The sequence below is a fragment of the Achromobacter sp. ESBL13 genome, assembly GCF_036668755.1.
Taxonomy (GTDB): Bacteria; Pseudomonadota; Gammaproteobacteria; order Burkholderiales; family Burkholderiaceae_B; genus Achromobacter.
Window position 1 is genome coordinate 77383 of record NZ_JAZEVT010000009.1, and the last position, 16445, is coordinate 93827.

14 protein-coding genes are annotated in these 16445 nt (G+C 65.0%); 1 reads left to right on the forward strand and 13 read right to left on the reverse strand.

Going from position 1 to position 16445, the window contains the following annotated elements:
* Window positions 1-45: 45 nt before the first annotated feature.
* Complete coding sequence (gene rpsP / locus V6F88_RS26915) at window positions 46-306, reverse strand: 30S ribosomal protein S16 (protein WP_006218566.1); 261 nt, start codon at window positions 304-306, stop codon at window positions 46-48.
* Window positions 307-733: 427 nt separating this feature from the next.
* Between rpsP and V6F88_RS26920 the strand changes: the two genes are divergently transcribed.
* Window positions 734-1315 (forward strand): hypothetical protein, encoded by a 582-nt coding sequence (locus V6F88_RS26920; protein ID WP_332613383.1) that lies wholly within the window; start codon window positions 734-736, stop codon window positions 1313-1315.
* A 120-nt stretch (window positions 1316-1435) separates the two neighbouring features.
* Here the strand turns inward: V6F88_RS26920 and V6F88_RS26925 are convergent, their stop codons facing one another.
* The 12 genes from V6F88_RS26925 to V6F88_RS26980 all read right to left on the reverse strand — a co-directional run bounded on the left by V6F88_RS26925 (window position 1436) and on the right by V6F88_RS26980 (window position 16272).
* Window positions 1436-1699: a sulfurtransferase TusA family protein gene (locus V6F88_RS26925; protein ID WP_332613384.1), complete on the reverse strand. Its 264-nt coding sequence runs from the start codon at window positions 1697-1699 to the stop codon at window positions 1436-1438.
* Window positions 1699-4323 carry an alanine--tRNA ligase gene (alaS, locus tag V6F88_RS26930; RefSeq protein WP_046803697.1) on the reverse strand — a complete coding sequence of 875 codons (2625 nt, stop codon included), beginning with the start codon at window positions 4321-4323 and terminating at the stop codon, window positions 1699-1701. Before alaS ends, V6F88_RS26925 begins: the two co-directional genes overlap by 1 nt.
* Before the next feature lie 79 nt (window positions 4324-4402).
* Window positions 4403-5386 carry a prepilin gene (locus tag V6F88_RS26935; protein ID WP_332613385.1) on the reverse strand — a complete coding sequence of 328 codons (984 nt, stop codon included), beginning with the start codon at window positions 5384-5386 and terminating at the stop codon, window positions 4403-4405.
* Between the two features lie 104 nt (window positions 5387-5490).
* Window positions 5491-6108 (reverse strand): type 4 pilus major pilin, encoded by a 618-nt coding sequence (locus V6F88_RS26940; protein ID WP_332613386.1) that lies wholly within the window; start codon window positions 6106-6108, stop codon window positions 5491-5493.
* 77 nt (window positions 6109-6185) lie between these two features.
* Window positions 6186-7322, reverse strand: coding sequence for a hypothetical protein (locus V6F88_RS26945; protein WP_332613387.1), 1137 nt, complete (start codon window positions 7320-7322; stop codon window positions 6186-6188).
* The gene (locus V6F88_RS26950) at window positions 7319-9100 is read right to left on the reverse strand and encodes an ATPase, T2SS/T4P/T4SS family (RefSeq protein WP_332613388.1); all 1782 of its coding nucleotides are present in this window, start codon (window positions 9098-9100) and stop codon (window positions 7319-7321) included. Before V6F88_RS26950 ends, V6F88_RS26945 begins: the two co-directional genes overlap by 4 nt.
* On the reverse strand, window positions 9097-9561 hold the full coding sequence (locus tag V6F88_RS26955; RefSeq protein WP_332613389.1) for a hypothetical protein: 465 nt from the start codon (window positions 9559-9561) through the stop codon (window positions 9097-9099). The genes V6F88_RS26950 and V6F88_RS26955 overlap by 4 nt, the downstream gene beginning before the upstream one ends.
* Window positions 9548-10792, reverse strand: a complete 1245-nt coding sequence (locus V6F88_RS26960; RefSeq protein ID WP_442880410.1) for a hypothetical protein — start codon at window positions 10790-10792, stop codon at window positions 9548-9550. The genes V6F88_RS26955 and V6F88_RS26960 overlap by 14 nt, the downstream gene beginning before the upstream one ends.
* A gap of 135 nt (window positions 10793-10927) precedes the next feature.
* A complete protein-coding gene (locus V6F88_RS26965; protein ID WP_332613391.1) occupies window positions 10928-12517 on the reverse strand; it encodes a type II secretion system protein GspD in 1590 nt (529 codons plus the stop codon).
* Window positions 12514-13455, reverse strand: a complete 942-nt coding sequence (locus V6F88_RS26970; RefSeq protein ID WP_332613392.1) for a TcpQ domain-containing protein — start codon at window positions 13453-13455, stop codon at window positions 12514-12516. The genes V6F88_RS26965 and V6F88_RS26970 overlap by 4 nt, the downstream gene beginning before the upstream one ends.
* A 215-nt stretch (window positions 13456-13670) precedes the next feature.
* Complete coding sequence (locus tag V6F88_RS26975; RefSeq protein ID WP_332613393.1) at window positions 13671-15011, reverse strand: extracellular solute-binding protein; 1341 nt, start codon at window positions 15009-15011, stop codon at window positions 13671-13673.
* Window positions 15012-15015: 4 nt separating this feature from the next.
* The gene (locus tag V6F88_RS26980) at window positions 15016-16272 is read right to left on the reverse strand and encodes a D-amino acid dehydrogenase (protein ID WP_332613394.1); all 1257 of its coding nucleotides are present in this window, start codon (window positions 16270-16272) and stop codon (window positions 15016-15018) included.
* Window positions 16273-16445: the final 173 nt, after the last annotated feature.

The window sequence follows — 16445 nt, forward strand, 5'->3', positions numbered from 1 at the left end:
TAGCTTTACAGCTGAACTAACGGTTCGGTTGTACGACGCAGGCAATTAAGCTGCGGCGGAAACCTTAGCCGAGTAGTCCTTGACCAGACGCTCGACGGCGGGCGACAGTTGGGCGCCATTGCCGGTCCAGTACTGCACGCGATCCAGCGCAATGCGCAGGTTTTCCGTGCCTTCGCTAGCTACGGGGTTGTAGAAACCCACGCGCTCGATGAAGCGGCCGTCGCGACGGTTACGCGAATCGGTGGCCACCAGGTTGTAAAACGGACGCTTCTTGGACCCACCGCGGGCCAGGCGAATCACCACCATAGGTAATCCCTTGAATTAGTTGTGAAAAACGGGAAATTCTAGCACTTAAACAAGCCAGCTGGCAAATGCAGGTGCTGAATCAGTCAGGGCGGCGCAATTTGTGTCGTAAAACACCGCATGCGGGTATTCTACAAAACGGGCCGGAGCCCGCCGCAGGCCGAAGTGTAGCCGCCTGGCCGCGCTTTCGCCCGCATTTCCTGCGATTCACCCTTAGTGCGTTTGAAGAAATAACCGGTTGGAGAGATCGGATTTATGTCGTCCTACGCCAGACCTCCCGTTTGCCTGCCTTTGGCTGTGCCGTTTCGGCGCGGCATTTCCCGTGTTTTGCAATCTTCATTCTGACGACGGATCTACTCCTTCCGGCATCGTTATGCCTGTTCGTTCGTGTTTTTTCCCCAACACTTCCTCTCTCGGAGGGTGCCACACCATGAAGAACCCGACATCCGTCTTCAAACCCATCGCGCGCCTGGCCTTGACGGGCCTGTTGCTAAGCACGCTGGCGATGCCCATGGCGGCTTCCGCCCGCATCGTCGGCGCGGCGATGACCACCGCTACAGGCAAAGTCACCGCCGTGGACCCGGCCACGCGCGCCATCACTTTGCAAGGCGACAACGGCAATACGGTCGAGGTCGTGGCCGGCCCGGAAGTCCGCAATTTCAAGCAGATCAAGCCGGGCGACATGCTGACCTTGGACTACTACGAATCCGTGGGGGTGGATGTGCGCCCCGCGGGTTCAGGCGCCCCAGAAGTCAGGACCGAAACGGCGGCAACGCGCAGTGCCCCCGGCGCCATGCCGGGCGGGGCGATGGGCCGCCAGACCACCATCACCGCCGAGATCTGGCACATCAACAAAAGCGCCAACCTCGTCACGCTGAAAGGCCCGCAGGGCGGCAAGCGCACGATCCAGGTCAAGGACCCTGCCTTGCAAGCGCGCCTGCAACAACTCAAGGAAGGCGATCTCGTGGATTTCACGGTTACCCAGGCCGTTGCCGCGGCCATCCACAAGTAAGCACCCCGGTAAGCGCATCGGCCGGAACAAAAAAAGGCCCGCTTGGTATCAAGCGGGCCTTTTTTCGGCTGCGTATCGAGTGCGTGCCCGCACGGCTGGCCGGGTGGGCAACAGCGCAGGCTAGCGACGACGCAGATAATGCACGCCGCGCCCATCGGCCTCTTCCTGGGCGACCAGGGTATTGCCGGTTTGACGGGCAAACGCCTGAAAATCGCGGACTGCATTACGGTCGGTCGTGACAACGCGCAAGACCTCGCCGCTTGCCATCTGCGCCAACGCTTTCTTGGCGCGCAGGATGGGCAGCGGGCACGTCAGGCCGCTGGCATCGATTTCGTGCTCGAAAGCCGGCGCTTGCGCGCCGACGCCGGTTTCCGCGCTGCTCATCAGAGACGCTCGTCCACCCACTTCTGCACGCCGGCGATGGCAGCCGGCAAGGCCGCCAGGTCCGTGCCGCCGCCCATGGCCATGTCCGGACGACCGCCGCCCTTGCCGCCCACCTGGCTGGCGACGAAGCCAACCAGGTCGCCCGCCTTGATGCGGTCGGTCAGGTCGGCCGTGACGCCGCCCACCACGCTGATCTTGCCATCGGCCGAGCCGGTGGCCAGCAGCACGACTGCCGGCTTCAGGCGGTCTTTCAGGTTGTCGACCATGCCACGCAGGGCCTTCGGGTCCACGTCGCCGATGCTGGCGGCCAGGACCTTGATGCCCTTCACGTCGACGGCGGCGCTGGTCGCCAGGTCGTTGCCGGCGCTGGCGGCCAGCTTGTTGCGGGACTGCTCCAGGTCTTTCTCAAGCGCCTTGATCTGATCCTGCACCTGCGCAATACGCGCCGGCACGTCGGCGGGCGTGCTGCGCAGCATGCCGGCGATCTGGGTCAGCAAGGCGTTCTGGTTCTGCACCCAGGCCAGCGCGTTGTCGCCGGTAATGGCTTCGATACGGCGCACACCCGCCGCCACGCCACCTTCGGACACGATCTTGAACAGGCCGATGTCGCCGGTGCGGCTGACGTGCGTGCCACCGCAAAGCTCACGCGAGAAACCGATGTCCAGCACGCGCACCGTATCGCCGTATTTCTCGCCGAACAGCGCCATGGCGCCGCCCTTGACGGCGTCGTCGTAGGCCATGACCTGCGCAACGGTGGGATGGTTGGCCAACACTTCAGCATTGACGATGGCTTCGACGCGCGCGATCTGCTCGGCGGTCATCGGCGCATCTTGTGCGAAGTCGAAGCGCGTCTTGTCGGCATCGACCAACGAACCACGCTGCTGCACGTGCGCACCCAGCACCTGGCGCAAGGCCTTGTGCATCAGGTGGGTGGCCGAGTGGTTGCGCACGGTACGCGCGCGGCGCACGGCGTCCACGCGCGCAAGCAGCGTCGTGCCTACCGACAACGACCCCGCTTCCAGCACACCGTGGTGGCCGAACACGCCATTTTGAATCTTCAGGGTGTCGGCGACGGCGAATCGTACGCCGTCGGCTTCCAGCAAGCCGGTATCGCCGACCTGGCCGCCCGATTCGGCGTAGAACGGCGTGGCGTCCAGCACCACGACGGCGTTCTGGCCGGCCTGCACCTGCTGTACCTGCGTGCCGTCCACGTACAGGGCCGTGACCTTGACGTTGTCGAGCTCCAGCTTTTCGTAGCCTTCGAAGCGCGTTTCGGCGCCTTCATAGCTCAGGCCTTCGGCCATCTTGAACTTGCCGGCGGCCCGCGCCTGATCCCGCTGGCGCTCCATCGAGACTTCAAAACCCGCCATATCGACTTCGACTTCGCGTTCGCGGCAGATGTCAGCGGTAAGGTCGACGGGAAAGCCGTAGGTGTCGTACAGGGTGAACAGCGTCGTGCCGTCCAGCACGCCGCCCTTGGGCACATTGGCCAGGGCAGTGTCCAGGATGCGCATGCCGTGTTCCAGCGTTTCGCCGAAACGCTCTTCTTCCTGCTTGAGCACCTGCGCAACGCGGTCGGCCATGTTGGCCAATTCCGGATAGGCTTCGCCCATTTCGGCGACCAGATCAGGCACCAGGCGATGGAAGAACGGCTTGGTCTGGCCCAGCTTGTAGCCGTGGCGCAAGGCGCGGCGCACGATGCGGCGCAGCACGTAGCCCCGACCTTCGTTGCTGGGGATCACGCCGTCAACGATCAGGAACGAGCAGGCACGGATGTGGTCCGCGATGACCTTGAGGGAATTGTTTTCCAGGTCCTGCACGCCCGTTTCGCGCGCAGCGGCGTGGATCAGCTTTTGGAACAGGTCGATTTCATAGTTGGAATGCACGCCTTGCAGAACGGCGGCGATGCGCTCCAGCCCCATGCCGGTATCGACACAGGGGCGCGGCAGACGCGGCATGTTGCCTTCGGCGTCGCGCTCGAACTGCATGAAGACCAGGTTCCAGATCTCGATGTAGCGGTCGCCGTCTTCTTCGGGCGATCCGGGAGGACCGCCCCAGACGTCGGGGCCGTGGTCGAAGAAGATCTCCGAGCAAGGGCCGCAAGGGCCGGTGTCGGCCATCTGCCAGAAGTTGTCCGACGCGTAACGTGCGCCCTTGTTGTCGCCGATGCGCACGATGCGCTCGGGCGGCACGCCCACTTCATTGGCCCAGATGTCGTAGGCCTCGTCGTCTTCCTGATAGACGGTGACCCAGAGCTTTTCGGCCGGCAGCTTGTAGACCTGCGTCAGCAGTTCCCAGGCGTACTGGATGGCGTCGCGCTTGAAGTAGTCGCCAAAGCTGAAGTTACCCAGCATTTCGAAGAACGTATGGTGCCGGGCGGTGTAGCCCACGTTCTCCAGATCGTTGTGCTTGCCGCCCGCGCGCACGCTGCGCTGCGAAGACGTGGCGCGCGTATACGACCGCGATTCCTTGCCCGTGAACACGTCCTTGAACTGGACCATGCCCGAATTGGTGAAAAGCAGGGTCGGATCGTTGCCGGGAACGAGCGAGGACGACGGGACAATGGTGTGCCCCTTCGACTTGAAGAATTGCAGAAACTGGCGGCGAATCTCGGAGGATTTCATCGTGGATGACGCAGATTTAGGCGAATCTTTGATTATAGAGGCTTAGCGCGAAAGCGCGGAAAAGGCCGGCCTGGCCGTCCTATCTGACACACACATAGCCCGTCGTCCACCCTTCCGTTTCTGTCCACTTTCCGCCCGCGGACACAATGACCCCGGCAAAGCCCGGGGGACAGGAACACTGCCCTGTCACGGGATTGGCCGTCGACACGCCGGTGTAATGCCGGCATCCGCGCGGGTGATTGAGGCTGTAAGCGCCGCCAAAGCCGCTTGCTGCACGCTGCCAAACTCCGGACTGGCAGGTCAACAGTTCACTTTCATGCGATGACGCCACGGTGCCGACCCCGACGTTGCAGGCGTGGCCGGCCGTGGCGCGGGCGCCCACGGAAAGATACCCGCCGGCGACGATCGAGGATGCCGCCGTGAGCGAGCCAGCCAGGCTGGGGTCCCGCGCATCTCCGATCTTGATGTACGGCGACAGGTCCGGCATGACGGGCTGGGCGCTTGCCTCGGTTTGGCCGCCGATACCCGCCCAAAGTGCCACGGTGCCGGCCGCATACGGCGGCGCGTTGACGGCCAAGGGGTTGGAAAAGCTGAAGGCCGGCCCCCTTACCCGCCCGGGCGCCTCGGGCCAGACGGCCCCCGCATACCCTTGTGCGGCATCGATGATCGCCGAGATGCCGATCAAGTCCGGCGCATACGTTCCCTTTTTCAGCACGGGCGAGTCGCTATAGACCAGGGCGTCAAGCCGGCAACGCGGGCCGGGGCACGCATCGTGTCTGAGGATATGGATGCGCGCGCCGAATCCCAACGCGGCGCGCGTCGGGAAGTCAGCGGGCAAATATGCCTGCGTGCGTAGTTCCGCCACGGTGGGGGAAAACGGGTCCGCGAACGACGGGGCTCCGCCCTCGCCCACCAATGGGCCGCCGTTGGCCAAGGCGTCGAAATGGCGCTCAAGCGTCTGCGCCATCGCCTGCCTGACCTGCATCAGCCACACGCCCGTTGAGCGGGCCGCCGCATCTTCGATCCGCTGGACGAGCTGGCTTGACGCCCAGATCGCAATCATGGAGGTCAACGCCAAGGCCAGCGCCAGCCCCACCAACGAGAACCCGCCTTGGCGTAGCCCTGCGCCCCGCGACCCGCGCGCACTCGAGGCAAAGGCCGGCCGCGTCATCTGGCGGTGAAGGTGAAGGTGTTGACTTCACCCTGGCTGCATTGCGCCTGCGCCAAGGCGGCGCGATACGGCACGTTGGGAACGGCCAACGCGTCTTTCACGACTTTTGCGCCCGTGCCGCCGCCTATGGAAATTGCTTCCGAAACCCGTTGCAACACCGAGGCCAGCGCTGGACACGCGGCGTGGCTGACGTTGGTCAAAGTGACGACGAATGCCGAGCCCAGCCCGCCTCCACCGGACGCGGCGGCGGCCACCTCGACCACCCCGTTGCGACCCGTTCCGCTGCCGCCCAGACCGTGCGCCACCCGCGCCGACGTGCCGCTGCCCACAACTGCCAGCACGCTGGAGTCGCGCAGCGCATTCGCCAGCGCGCCGGTATCCAGGCCTTCGTACGGCGTCACCCCGCCGCCCTGGGCGTTGATTTTCATGCTGGCAATGAAACGCTGAATTTCTTCCCCGACCTTGGGCACCTTGTTTTCGATGACGTAGGCGCCTATCGCCGGAATCCCGACAATGGCGATCAGCAAAACGATGGCGGTCACGATGGACACCTCCATCAAGGAAAAGCCCCGCTGCCGCGTTATGCGGCATCGACGCCGGTTTTTACTGTTCATGGTTATTCGCTGCATCGCTGCCTCCGTGGATGAATGAAATGTGCGCGAGGGGTCGCTGCCTACAGTCCTGCCCCGCGCTACTGACTTGCATAAAAATTTGTAAGGGCGCGCCGCAACTCGTCAATGACCCCGTAGTGCCAAAGCGTGATGCCCAATACCGTTGCCAGCGAGGCGACAAGCAGCGACCAACGCAATGCGGTGGCCTGCCTGCGCACGCGCGCCAACAGGCGTGATTCGACGCGCTGGCGTACTCGCGCCAAGCCCGCTTCTAGCCCCAAAGCGTCCATCATGTCGGCCATGTACCACCACGTTTCCTGGTCCAGCATGCCGGTGGCGAAGATGTCCGGCCCGCTATCGCCGGCGTCAATGTGGTCCAGCATGGCTTGCAGATGCATGTGCAGCCAAGGCGGCGCGCCGCCTGCCTGCACCGACAACGCCCGGCGAAGCCGGGTGTCGGCGGACCCGCGTTGCCGGATCAGCACCGACAACAGGCACAGAAAGCGAATCGCCTGAAAGTCGCGATACAGGCGCCATAGCAGCCATCTGTCCAAAGCGGCTCTGACGCTGCCCGTCAGGTTCGGCAAGGACCAGAGGCTTAGCAACGCGATGCCCAGGCTCAACACGAGCCATAGCAACAGCCACTGATCCAGCGCCCCCGCCAGCCCGAACAGGTTGCGCGTCAAGCGGCCGTAGTCTTCCGGCGGCACCAGTTGGAAGACGGATTGCAGGCGTGGCACGGTGAAGTACGGAATGGCGCATAGCAACGCAAAGGCGACCGTGGCCGCCACCACCCCGGCGGCAGCGGCCGAGGCTACCGCCAGCCACGCCTGCCCCGCCAACCGGACGGCCCCGGCCAGATCGCGCAACGCGGCGGCAAGATCACCGCCCTCTTCCTGCACACAGCTGACAAGACGACACTCGTCCAGCGGCAGGGTGCCCGACCACGCAACGCCAAGGTCGCCGCCTTCCTCCTGATAGGACGTTGCCCAATGCCTGGACAGGCGGCCACGCACTGTCCGCGAGCCGTAGCGGCGCGCGTCGTCATCGAAGATGTCGCGCAGGCTCTTGCGCCCTTGCGTGCCCTCGATAAGATCCGCCAGATACGCGTAGTAGTCCGCGCGATGGGCCCAAAACCGCAGCGCGTCAAACCACGGCAAAACGCCATGCCCTGTGATACGCGGCCACCAGCGAGCAAATGCTTGCGATCTGTTCATGCGGCGCCTCGCGAGGTTTGAAGCACGGCCGCCGCCGACTCCTCCAGCGGGACATCGAAACGCCGCAACAGGGCGCGCGGGTCTACCTCGCCGGTGCTGACCTTAAGCAAGGCACAGTGCAGCGCGCGTGCGCCGCGCGTTGCGGATTCCCGCCAGTCGCGCCAGTCGCGCCATGCAGGATTTGCCCCCGGGCCTGACTGGAAGGCCGCCTCGCGCACCAGCTTGTCCAGCCCCGCGTTATCGCGGACGCGCACGCGGTCCAGAAATCCGTCCAGGCGCTCGGGTTCGATCATTTCTGCCGCCACACAGCGGCCCGACGTGCCGTTCAGCTGCGGCAACTGGGCGCGTCGGCACGCCGGACATCCTTCCGCGTTCCTGACCCGTAGCTGGCCCGCGTCCAGCTGATAGGTGCTCTGAAGAGCATGCACCCAGGTCCGCCAACCCGCCGCGTCGTACGACGCGTACGCGCCTTCGACACCCCCAACGACATCGGCGGCCCGCCAGAGACTGTCGACCGGCAACGCACACGCCAGGCACAAGCGCGGCAGCAGCGTCTGATAGACCAATAGTTTTAAAATGCCTGGCGTGGCGAGGAAATCCCGCGATACCCCGATGGCATCCGAGGCAAGGCGTTCGGGAATCATGGCGGCCGCGCCCGCATGGGTCGTGGCGTAAAGGCTGATGCCCGAACTGGCAAGATCCATGAACGCGCGACCCGTATTGACGTCACGGATTTCACCGATCAGCAGGTCGTTCATGGCCGAGCGCTTGATGGTCTTCAACTTGGCATCGAACGACGCCCAGGCAGATTCCGCCAGCGCGCCACCCAATGTGTTTTGCAGCGCATTGGCGATGATGTATTCGACCGGATCTTCCAAGGTAATGACCTTGCGAGCGGGATCGATACCGCGCATCAAAGTCGCGATGGTCGTGGACTTGCCCGACCCGACCACGCCAGCCAGAACGATGGCGCCGCCTTCCCGGTCTCGGGCGCGCAGCAAGGTGGCGATTTGCCCGGGCGGGTAACCCAAGGTCTGGAGGTTGCCGTCGGCCGTGGCGTCCAGACGCAGGATGCGCAAGCACACCGACGGCCCGGCATCCGCGGCCAAAGAGGCCCACCGCAACACGATCGGAACACCATCGACCACAAAGGCCAGCCGCCCTTGCTGTTCAAGCGCCGGGTCGAAAACGGCGCCGTTGCCGCCGCGCACATCCATCCAGGCCACCGCCAGCACCTCCAGCAAGGTGTCGTTCGACAACCCCGCGAACCGGTCCGTGGACACGTAGTCGCCATTGATCGTGTAGCGAACGTCGCAGGACTCGTGCCGGCGATTCACGTTGATGTGCACGTCGCTGGCGCCCTGCAAGACGCCCCAGCGAACAATGTCCAGAAACAGCGCGGCCAAGGCGGACGCGCGATCCGGCTGCGGACCGGCGCCCGAACCGCTGACACCAGACGCCGTCAACTGGCCCCGCGCAATCATCAGGAGCAATGGCGCGGGCAACTGGTAACGCCGGGGCACGGCCAAGCGATAGCCGGCCGCCACCACCATGCGCTGCAACTCGTCGATGGCGTCGCCGTGGACATATTCCTTGACGGCAAAGATGGCCGCCTCGCCGCTGTCCAGCAACACAGGGCACAGCCTGCCCGCCAACGAGGCCAGGTCGAATTCGCGGACCAGCGCGCGCGCAAACGCGGGGGTCAGCCGGGCGATGTCGTCGACGGTAGCCAACGCGGGAGGTGGCTGCGGCGGGGTTGGCACAAGGCGCAGGTTCATGGCGTGGCTGTCCCGATATCGACGCAGGCGGTGTGGTCAAGATCGTCGCGGCGCAAATGCACGCAAGCGCCTTCGACTGCCAGCAGTTGATAGGCGCGCCCGAAGTAGGCTCCCGCGACGGGTGCGTGGTGGCCGGCCCGATAGCGCAACAGCGCGCCATTGATGACCACGTCAACGTTCAGCCTACGGGCGGATCCATAAATGGCCGCCACACGGATGGCGTCTACCTGGCGTGCGGTGGGCTCGTCGGGCTGCGCTATCGCGGGGCCGGACGGACAGATGCCCGGCACACGGCAATCGGCCAGCGCGGCAGCCGCGTCGGCACGCAGCAAGGTCTGCACGGTTTCAACCTCCGGCCAGGGCCGGGCGTCTTCAAGCGATAGCGGCGTTGCGCGCGAGGCGGCGCCGACGCATAGCGCCACAAGCGCGATGGCGACCCGGCCCGTTCTAATCCTGTTCATAGAGCTCTCCTTGCAGTTCGGCAACCAGCGTGCTGGCCACTAAGGTGGGCTTGGCTTGTGCCTGGACATCAACCACAAGCCGAGACCAACGCGCGGCGCCAAGCGCGGGGGTAAGCGCGGCGGGTACAAGACCGATCGATCTCAAAGGGCCTTGCAGGCGCAGCGCCCGCCGCCGCACTACCGGCTGGGGCTGCGACGCGGAGGGCTGCGCGCCGCCGACAGATGCGTTCGATAACGACAGCACCACCGCCGACGCCAGCGACACTGATGCGAATGCAGGCTGCAAACGCTGCAATGCAGCCACCAGCTTGGTGTCGACATGCAAGCCGCTAGGCAGTGCCAGGGCTGACAACGGAACCGGTTCGGATGCCACGCGCCACGCTAACGTGGCTTCATCCAAGGGCTTGAAAGACACCTGCCAGCCCGCGGGCAACCGCGCGTACAAGCGTTGATTCGTCGCGAAACGGTGCGCGCGCGCATAGACCGCCGCGCAACGCCAAACGCCTTCGCCGGCATCGCATTGCGCGCGGCGCAACGCCCAGCCCTGCACCTGGACGGGCAACATTCCAACACTGCGCAGCAGCCGCGCGACGTCGTTGGGGCCATGCGCGGTCAGGCCGCCCAACATAGTCTGATATGCAGTTTTCGGATCTGGTGGCGCGGAGTCCTGAGCAGGCACCGCCACCCAATTGGAAAGAACATAAGGGACAACAGAACGCCATACCGGCGGCGCAAGGGCCGACATGGCGACGCACAGCAGGAACAGACGCAGCGCGAACGGCACGCCTGCCCAGCGCGATGGCAAAGGCGCCAGGCGGGCACCCGGATCCACCGCGCTGATCAGGCTGGGCCAGACGGACTCTGGATCGTGCGCCAGCAAGCCAGGGCGTTGTTCTTGCAACCGCGCCTGCGCCTGCAACGCGTCATCGTGAGACACAAACACACGATCCGCCTGGGAAATCACCACACCTTCCTGAGCAGCGACCAGCCAGTACCGCCCCTCAGGAAGCGCGATAACGCAGTGTCCACCGGACGGAAACCGCAGCGCGTAAAGCTGCGCGGCGGCCAGGACGGGCGGCCTTGCAGGACGGCGGGCCGCGCGATCGGACAGGAAATTCCCGAGGCGATTGCGCCACCAATGGCCGACCCTTGCGCGCCGCTGGCCGCGCAGGCGCCCGTACCCCGCCATGGTTGCGGGCGATCCGCCTACGACGACGTGCGTGGCGCGCAACCGGCGCCCGCGGGCGCGCGCAAGGGTCTGCGTGTCGGAGCCGATCAATACCAGCCATCTCAGGCCGAACGCCAGGCGATGGCCGGCGCCGGGGCAATCAAGCAACAACGGGTCCGGAGCTCTTTTCATGGCGGTTCAGTACCCCTCTTCCACTTGGGCGGTGACGAGCATCAGCGTTGTCTCGCGCGCCTGTTCCGCGCTGTCGTGCCCGCCGGTGATCAGCGGTAGCCCAGGCGCCAAACGCTGGCCCGCATGCTGGTCTGTACTGCGGTCGAAGCCCGACAAGATCACGGGTTGACCCGGCCGCAGCTCTATTTGCTGAACCGTGCCATTGCCATCAATCGTGATCTGCTGCACCTGGACTTGATTGCCGCGCTCGCCAAAGGTGATGGTCTTCAGCGGTTGCGCCACTGCGTTGTCATACGCCACGGACAGCAGGATCTGGCCGTCATGCTGGATGTCCGGAACCAGGGTCAGGAACGAGCCCACGGTTTCTTCTTTTTGGGTGATGGACACCGCCGGCAACGTGCCATTGGCGCCACCCGCCGTGGTGCCCGGCACCGCGGTGCTTTGCACGCGGTCGATGTAGGAAAACGTGGTGCGGATGGCATGAGTGACCGGGCGCCGGTTAAGCGTCAAAACGGGAACCTTGTTGTGCCGCACGATCGCGCCCATCGTGCTCAGCGCCGACACCAGCGCTTGCGACCCTTGCCAGGCACCCCGCCCGGCCGAAACATCCAGCGTGCTTGCTCCCGCAGCGGCGGCGACGGGCATGGCGTAGCGCGCGGAGGCGCCCGCCGCCGCGTACAGCGCATTCCAGTCCAGGCCTCCCGAGGCGGATTGCTTGACGATGACGGTGATTTCTTCAAAAACCAGCCGCACGCGACGCGTCATGGCCTTGTTTTCACGGTCGAGAAAAGACGCGACGCGCTCCAACGCGTCGGGGGTGTCGGTAACGACAATGGACGCGGCGCCGTCCACGGCGTCGGCGACCAGACCTGACCTGGTCAGGAACGGCACGATGCTGGCACGCAGCACCGCCAGCGCGTTATGTTCCCGCGCCGCCAACGTGGTGCTGGACGTGCTTTCGAAGCCTTCGCCATCGGCGTTGCCCGACCGGCCCAGGCGCACGTCGACCGCGCTTGCCAGCGACAGCGCGCGCACATCGAAAACGCGCGTCTCGGTACGGTAGAACTCCAGGGCATTGCGCACGTATCGCCAATGCACCGAAAAGCGCGCGGCCAACGCGTCCAGCAAGTCGGCAAGCGGCAAGGGTCCGTCCCGGACTTCCATGCGATACGGCGCGGGCACGGACAGGCCGCCTGTTATCGCGAGGCGTGGCAGAAATTGTTCCAGCGGCAGCAACGCTTCGGGTTGCACCCGCACCGGGATGCCGGTGGCCGCGCCAAGGCGCTGCGCCAATCCGAAGAGATCGGCGTCGTCGGCAAGCATCAACGTGGTTGGCACGTTCTCGCGCAAGGCGGGCGGCAGCGACACGTCGCGCGCCAAGGGTTGCGGCGTGCCGGCCACCCACGGCGCCGCCACGTCCTGCGCGGCGATGCGGGCCTGGCGGTCGGACAAGCCCTGAGCGAATGCCCGATGATGGCTGGAGACCACGTCAAGCCGTTCGTTCGCCGCCCGGTTCAAGCGCGCCACCTGCTCCGTTGCCGCACAGCCGGCCAACGCGCAGCACGCAGCCACCGCAAACCAATGAAGCCGGTTCATGTCCCACCCCCTTGTGCAGGCGTGGCCCGCGAACACGATTGGGCCAGCGGCACCACGCGCAGGACCTGATTGCCGTAGAAGCAAGGCTGCAAGGGCTTGTCGGCCAGCTCGGTCGCGCTTAGCAATTCGCGGACAGCGGATTTGAAATCACCGGCAAAATCGGCCGAGGCGGACAGAGGAATGTCGACGTCGACGGCCCAGTGTTGCGGGCGAAAGGTCCAGCCGGAATCATCGGCCCAACGCGCCAGCACGGCGCGCAGCGTAGTGTCCGGGGGTGCGGCCCGATACCTGCTGACCGCACCGGCCAACTTTGGACTTGGATCGGCGGTGGCGGATATGCCCGACGTTGATGCGGCCGTCCCGCTCACATGGTCCACGGCGCCGCCGTGGCCAAGCACGGCGCCCTCGCCCCCCTTCTTGCCCGCCACCCCGTCCGCCGCAGCCGACGCGTGCTCAGCCGCATCGCGGATGCCCAGCGGCCCTGCACCCGCCAGCTGCCCCACGCCCGCAAGTGGGACGGCGACGGCGGCTTCTGCCGACAGCGAAACCGGTGCGCCAGGCGCGGCCGCAACATCGGCTTCGCGTTCTGCGAGTGCCATCAGCCGTCCGCCGCGAAAACGCAGCGCGTCCCACGCCCCCGCCACCACCGCATAGGGTTCGCGCCGGGTATAGGGCAACGCATGTTCGACATGTGCGCGCACACCAAAGATGGCAGGCAAGGGCTGCCCCGGCGCGAATTGCAGCCAGACGTCCTTGCCGTCATCAAAAACCTGCATGGGTGCGACCGAGGGGTCGCCCGACAAGCGCCAATCAAAACGAAAAGTGCGCGCGGCAGACCCGGCGGCCTGCCAACCCATGCCGGCACCGTCGTTGGCGGGCCAGCCAGTGCAAGCCCCCAGACAGGACACGCCTGCCACCAGGAAAATGATTCGAACCATGCCTCACCGCAAGCTGAAGGCGCACCGGAATCGGTACGCATGCACGGCATGGTGGACGAGGGCAAGGCGGGCCGCCAGACTGGCATGTACGCATGGATGAATTGATCCACCCAGCCGGCCAGGCCTGCCGAAGACGAAAAAAAACCCGGCCTGATAGACCGGGTTCTTGCGGTGGCGGCAGGCAGCTTCAGCGCTGCCCGGGCCAAGCTCGGAGCTTAACGCTGCGCGGCAATGCTGCGCGCCTGCGAGGCCGCATTGTTCAATGCCGACACGGGCGGAACCTTGCCTTCGAAGGCGTCGTTCAGTTGCTGGTTCAGAACGGGTTCGATGCGCGCGTAGTTGGCCATGCGGAAGCCGCGGCTGTTGCTGGCCGGACGGTTGCTCATCGCCGCGATCACGGCCTGTGCGCCCGGGATGCTCTTGTAGAACGACACGTCAGACGCGCGGAACGCGGCCTCGGTCAGGGGCAGGAAACCCGTGCGCTGATGCCATTCGGCGGCCACGACCGGCTTGGACAACCAAGCCAGGAACTGTGCCGTTGCCTTTTCTTCGGATTGCGGACGGCCTTCCAGCGCCCACAAGGCCGAGCCGCTGACAAACGGTTGGCCGGCGGCCTTGGTGGCTTGGTCGTAGTACGGCACCGGCGCCACGCCGAACGACAGCGACTTGGTGTTCAGGAATGTGCCGAACGCGCCGGAATTGGCGGTCAGCACCGCGCATTCGCCCTTGGCGAACAGCTTGTCGGCCGACGCGTCACCGGTGTGCGCCATGAACAGCAACGAACGCTTCCAGCTGACCATCAGGGAGATGTGGCGCATGTAAAGCGTGTCGAACTGCATCGCGGGCGCGGCGCTTTTCTTGGTGACCGCATCCAGGCCGTTGTTGTTGCTGGTGAATTGCTGGCCGTTGATAGGGGCCAGGTTCTCCAGGTGCACGGTGACCTGATCGCTGGACGCGTACGGACAATCGATGTCGGCCACGTCGCGCAGCTTCAGCAGTTCGGCTTGCAGGCCGTTCCAGGTGCGCGCGGGGTTGTTGGGATCCAGGCCGGCCTTCTTGTAGGCGGCGGTGTTGTAGAACATCACCGGCACTTCGGCCATCCATGGGAAGGCCAGCAGGCGGCCCTTGCTGTCGCGCGTGAAGCTGCTGGTGGCCGGCACGAACCAGTTCAGGTCCTTGATCGGGTACTTGGCCAGCAGTTCGTACATCGGCATGATGGCTTTGTGCTGCGCCACGACTTCCGGCGAATGGTTGTCCGTCAGCTGTACCAGGTTGGGCGCCTTCTTGGCCTTGGCGGCCGATGCGGCTTCCTGTTCCAGCGCCTCTTGCGAGGCGAAACCACGCAGCTTGACGCTGACCTGGTCCTGCTCTTTGTTGTACTGCTTGGCCAGTTTTTCGAACTCGGCCTTGTTCGCGTCCGACAGTGTGTGCCAGACCTGGATTTCCACGGGCGCGGCGTTAGCCACCCCCGCCAGCGCCATCGCGGCGCCGAAGACCCATGCACGCCGGCTGGCGAACATCGCGCGGGCAACGCCCGCCAATTGCAGATTCTTCATAGGTTCACAGACCAAGAAAAGGAAATTCCGGTTCCGGCCGCCGTCCGCTGAGCAGATCAGCCAAAGCCCGGCCCGAGCCAACGCCCATCGTCCAACCGAGCGTTCCGTGACCCGTATTGATATACAGGTTGGGGATGCGGCTACGGCCGATGATGGGCACGTTCGAGGGAGTGGACGGGCGCAGGCCCGACCAATAACTGACGCGTTCGAAATCGAGCGCGTCGGGAAAAAGTTCTTGCGCCAGGCGCGTCATGGCTTCGCAACGGCCGGTGTTCAGACTGCGGGAATATCCCGAAAGCTCGGCGGTGCCGGCCATGCGCAGGCGGTCGCCCAGGCGCGAAAACACGATTTTATGGCTGCTGTCGGTCAGGCTGACCGTAGGCGTGGCTTCCGGCTTGAGCACCGGGAAGGTCGCCGAGTAACCCTTGGCGGGATACACGTTGCACGGGATGCCCAGGGGACGCAGCAGATTGGGGCTGAAGCTGCCCATCGCGACGACATACGCGTCAGCCGAGAGCGCCCCGTAGCGGCCATCGGGTTCAATGATTTCCATGCCTTGCACGGCGCCGCCTTGCGTCAGCAAGCGCGTGATGCGCGTGTTGTAGCGAAATTCCACGCCCGCGCGGGCGCAGCGTTCGGCCAGCGCGACCGAGAACAGATGGACGTCGCCGCTTTCGTCTTCAGGCGTGTAATCACCGCCCACGATGGTCTGGCGGTGCGGGGCCAGGGCCGGTTCGATGGCGATGACCTCGTCGGCCGTGACCACGCGGCGCTCGACGCCAAAATCGCGCATCAGGCCGGCGGCCCGTTGCGAGTTTTCAAATTCGTGGGGATCACGGTAGAAGTTCAGGATGCCGCGTTCAAGGTGGTCGTACTCGATGCCCAGTTCCGCGCGCATGCTGCGCAGTGTGGCGCGGCTGTACTCGGCCATGCGCACCATGGCGCGAATATTCGGAGCCAGTCGGCCGGGCAGGCATTCACGCAGGAAGGCCAGGCCCCACATCCATTGACGCCAGTCCAGCTGCGGCCGGAACAGCAACGGCGCATTGTCCTGGAACATCCATTTGAGCAGCTTGAGCGGCGCCTGCGGATTGGCCCAGGGTTCGGCATAGGAAACCGAAATCTGTGCGCCATTGGCAAGGCTGGTTTCCTGGGCGGGACCGGTGCAGCGATCAATGACCACGACGTCGTGACCGGCCTGGTTCAGCCACCAGGCGCTGGAGATTCCGATAATGCCGCTACCCAATACCGCTACTTTCATGCCCGCATTGCTCCTTGCGTGCCAAATCGGCCACGGACCCGATGTCCGCCCCTTTGGCAAGCCGCTGCGAAGGCAGTTTACCCCGCCGATTTGCCTTCGCCTACGTATAAAAAAGGGGCGGAAGTCACGAAGCTTTTCAGCCTGTGAATTCCCCCCCCGATGATTCCCTTGGT

Coding starts and splice junctions, on each gene's coding strand:
- rpsP (WP_006218566.1), bottom strand. CDS start 306: ATGGTGGTGATTCGCCTGGCCCGCGGTGGGTCCAAGAAGCGTCCGTTT.
- V6F88_RS26925 (WP_332613384.1), bottom strand. CDS start 1,699: ATGAGCAGCGCGGAAACCGGCGTCGGCGCGCAAGCGCCGGCTTTCGAG.
- V6F88_RS26950 (WP_332613388.1), bottom strand. CDS start 9,100: ATGAACCTGCGCCTTGTGCCAACCCCGCCGCAGCCACCTCCCGCGTTG.
- V6F88_RS26940 (WP_332613386.1), bottom strand. CDS start 6,108: ATGAACAGTAAAAACCGGCGTCGATGCCGCATAACGCGGCAGCGGGGC.
- V6F88_RS26965 (WP_332613391.1), bottom strand. CDS start 12,517: ATGAACCGGCTTCATTGGTTTGCGGTGGCTGCGTGCTGCGCGTTGGCC.
- V6F88_RS26980 (WP_332613394.1), bottom strand. CDS start 16,272: ATGAAAGTAGCGGTATTGGGTAGCGGCATTATCGGAATCTCCAGCGCC.
- V6F88_RS26970 (WP_332613392.1), bottom strand. CDS start 13,455: ATGGTTCGAATCATTTTCCTGGTGGCAGGCGTGTCCTGTCTGGGGGCT.
- alaS (WP_046803697.1), bottom strand. CDS start 4,323: ATGAAATCCTCCGAGATTCGCCGCCAGTTTCTGCAATTCTTCAAGTCG.
- V6F88_RS26955 (WP_332613389.1), bottom strand. CDS start 9,561: ATGAACAGGATTAGAACGGGCCGGGTCGCCATCGCGCTTGTGGCGCTA.
- V6F88_RS26975 (WP_332613393.1), bottom strand. CDS start 15,011: ATGAAGAATCTGCAATTGGCGGGCGTTGCCCGCGCGATGTTCGCCAGC.
- V6F88_RS26935 (WP_332613385.1), bottom strand. CDS start 5,386: ATGATTGCGATCTGGGCGTCAAGCCAGCTCGTCCAGCGGATCGAAGAT.
- V6F88_RS26945 (WP_332613387.1), bottom strand. CDS start 7,322: ATGAACAGATCGCAAGCATTTGCTCGCTGGTGGCCGCGTATCACAGGG.
- V6F88_RS26920 (WP_332613383.1), top strand. CDS start 734: ATGAAGAACCCGACATCCGTCTTCAAACCCATCGCGCGCCTGGCCTTG.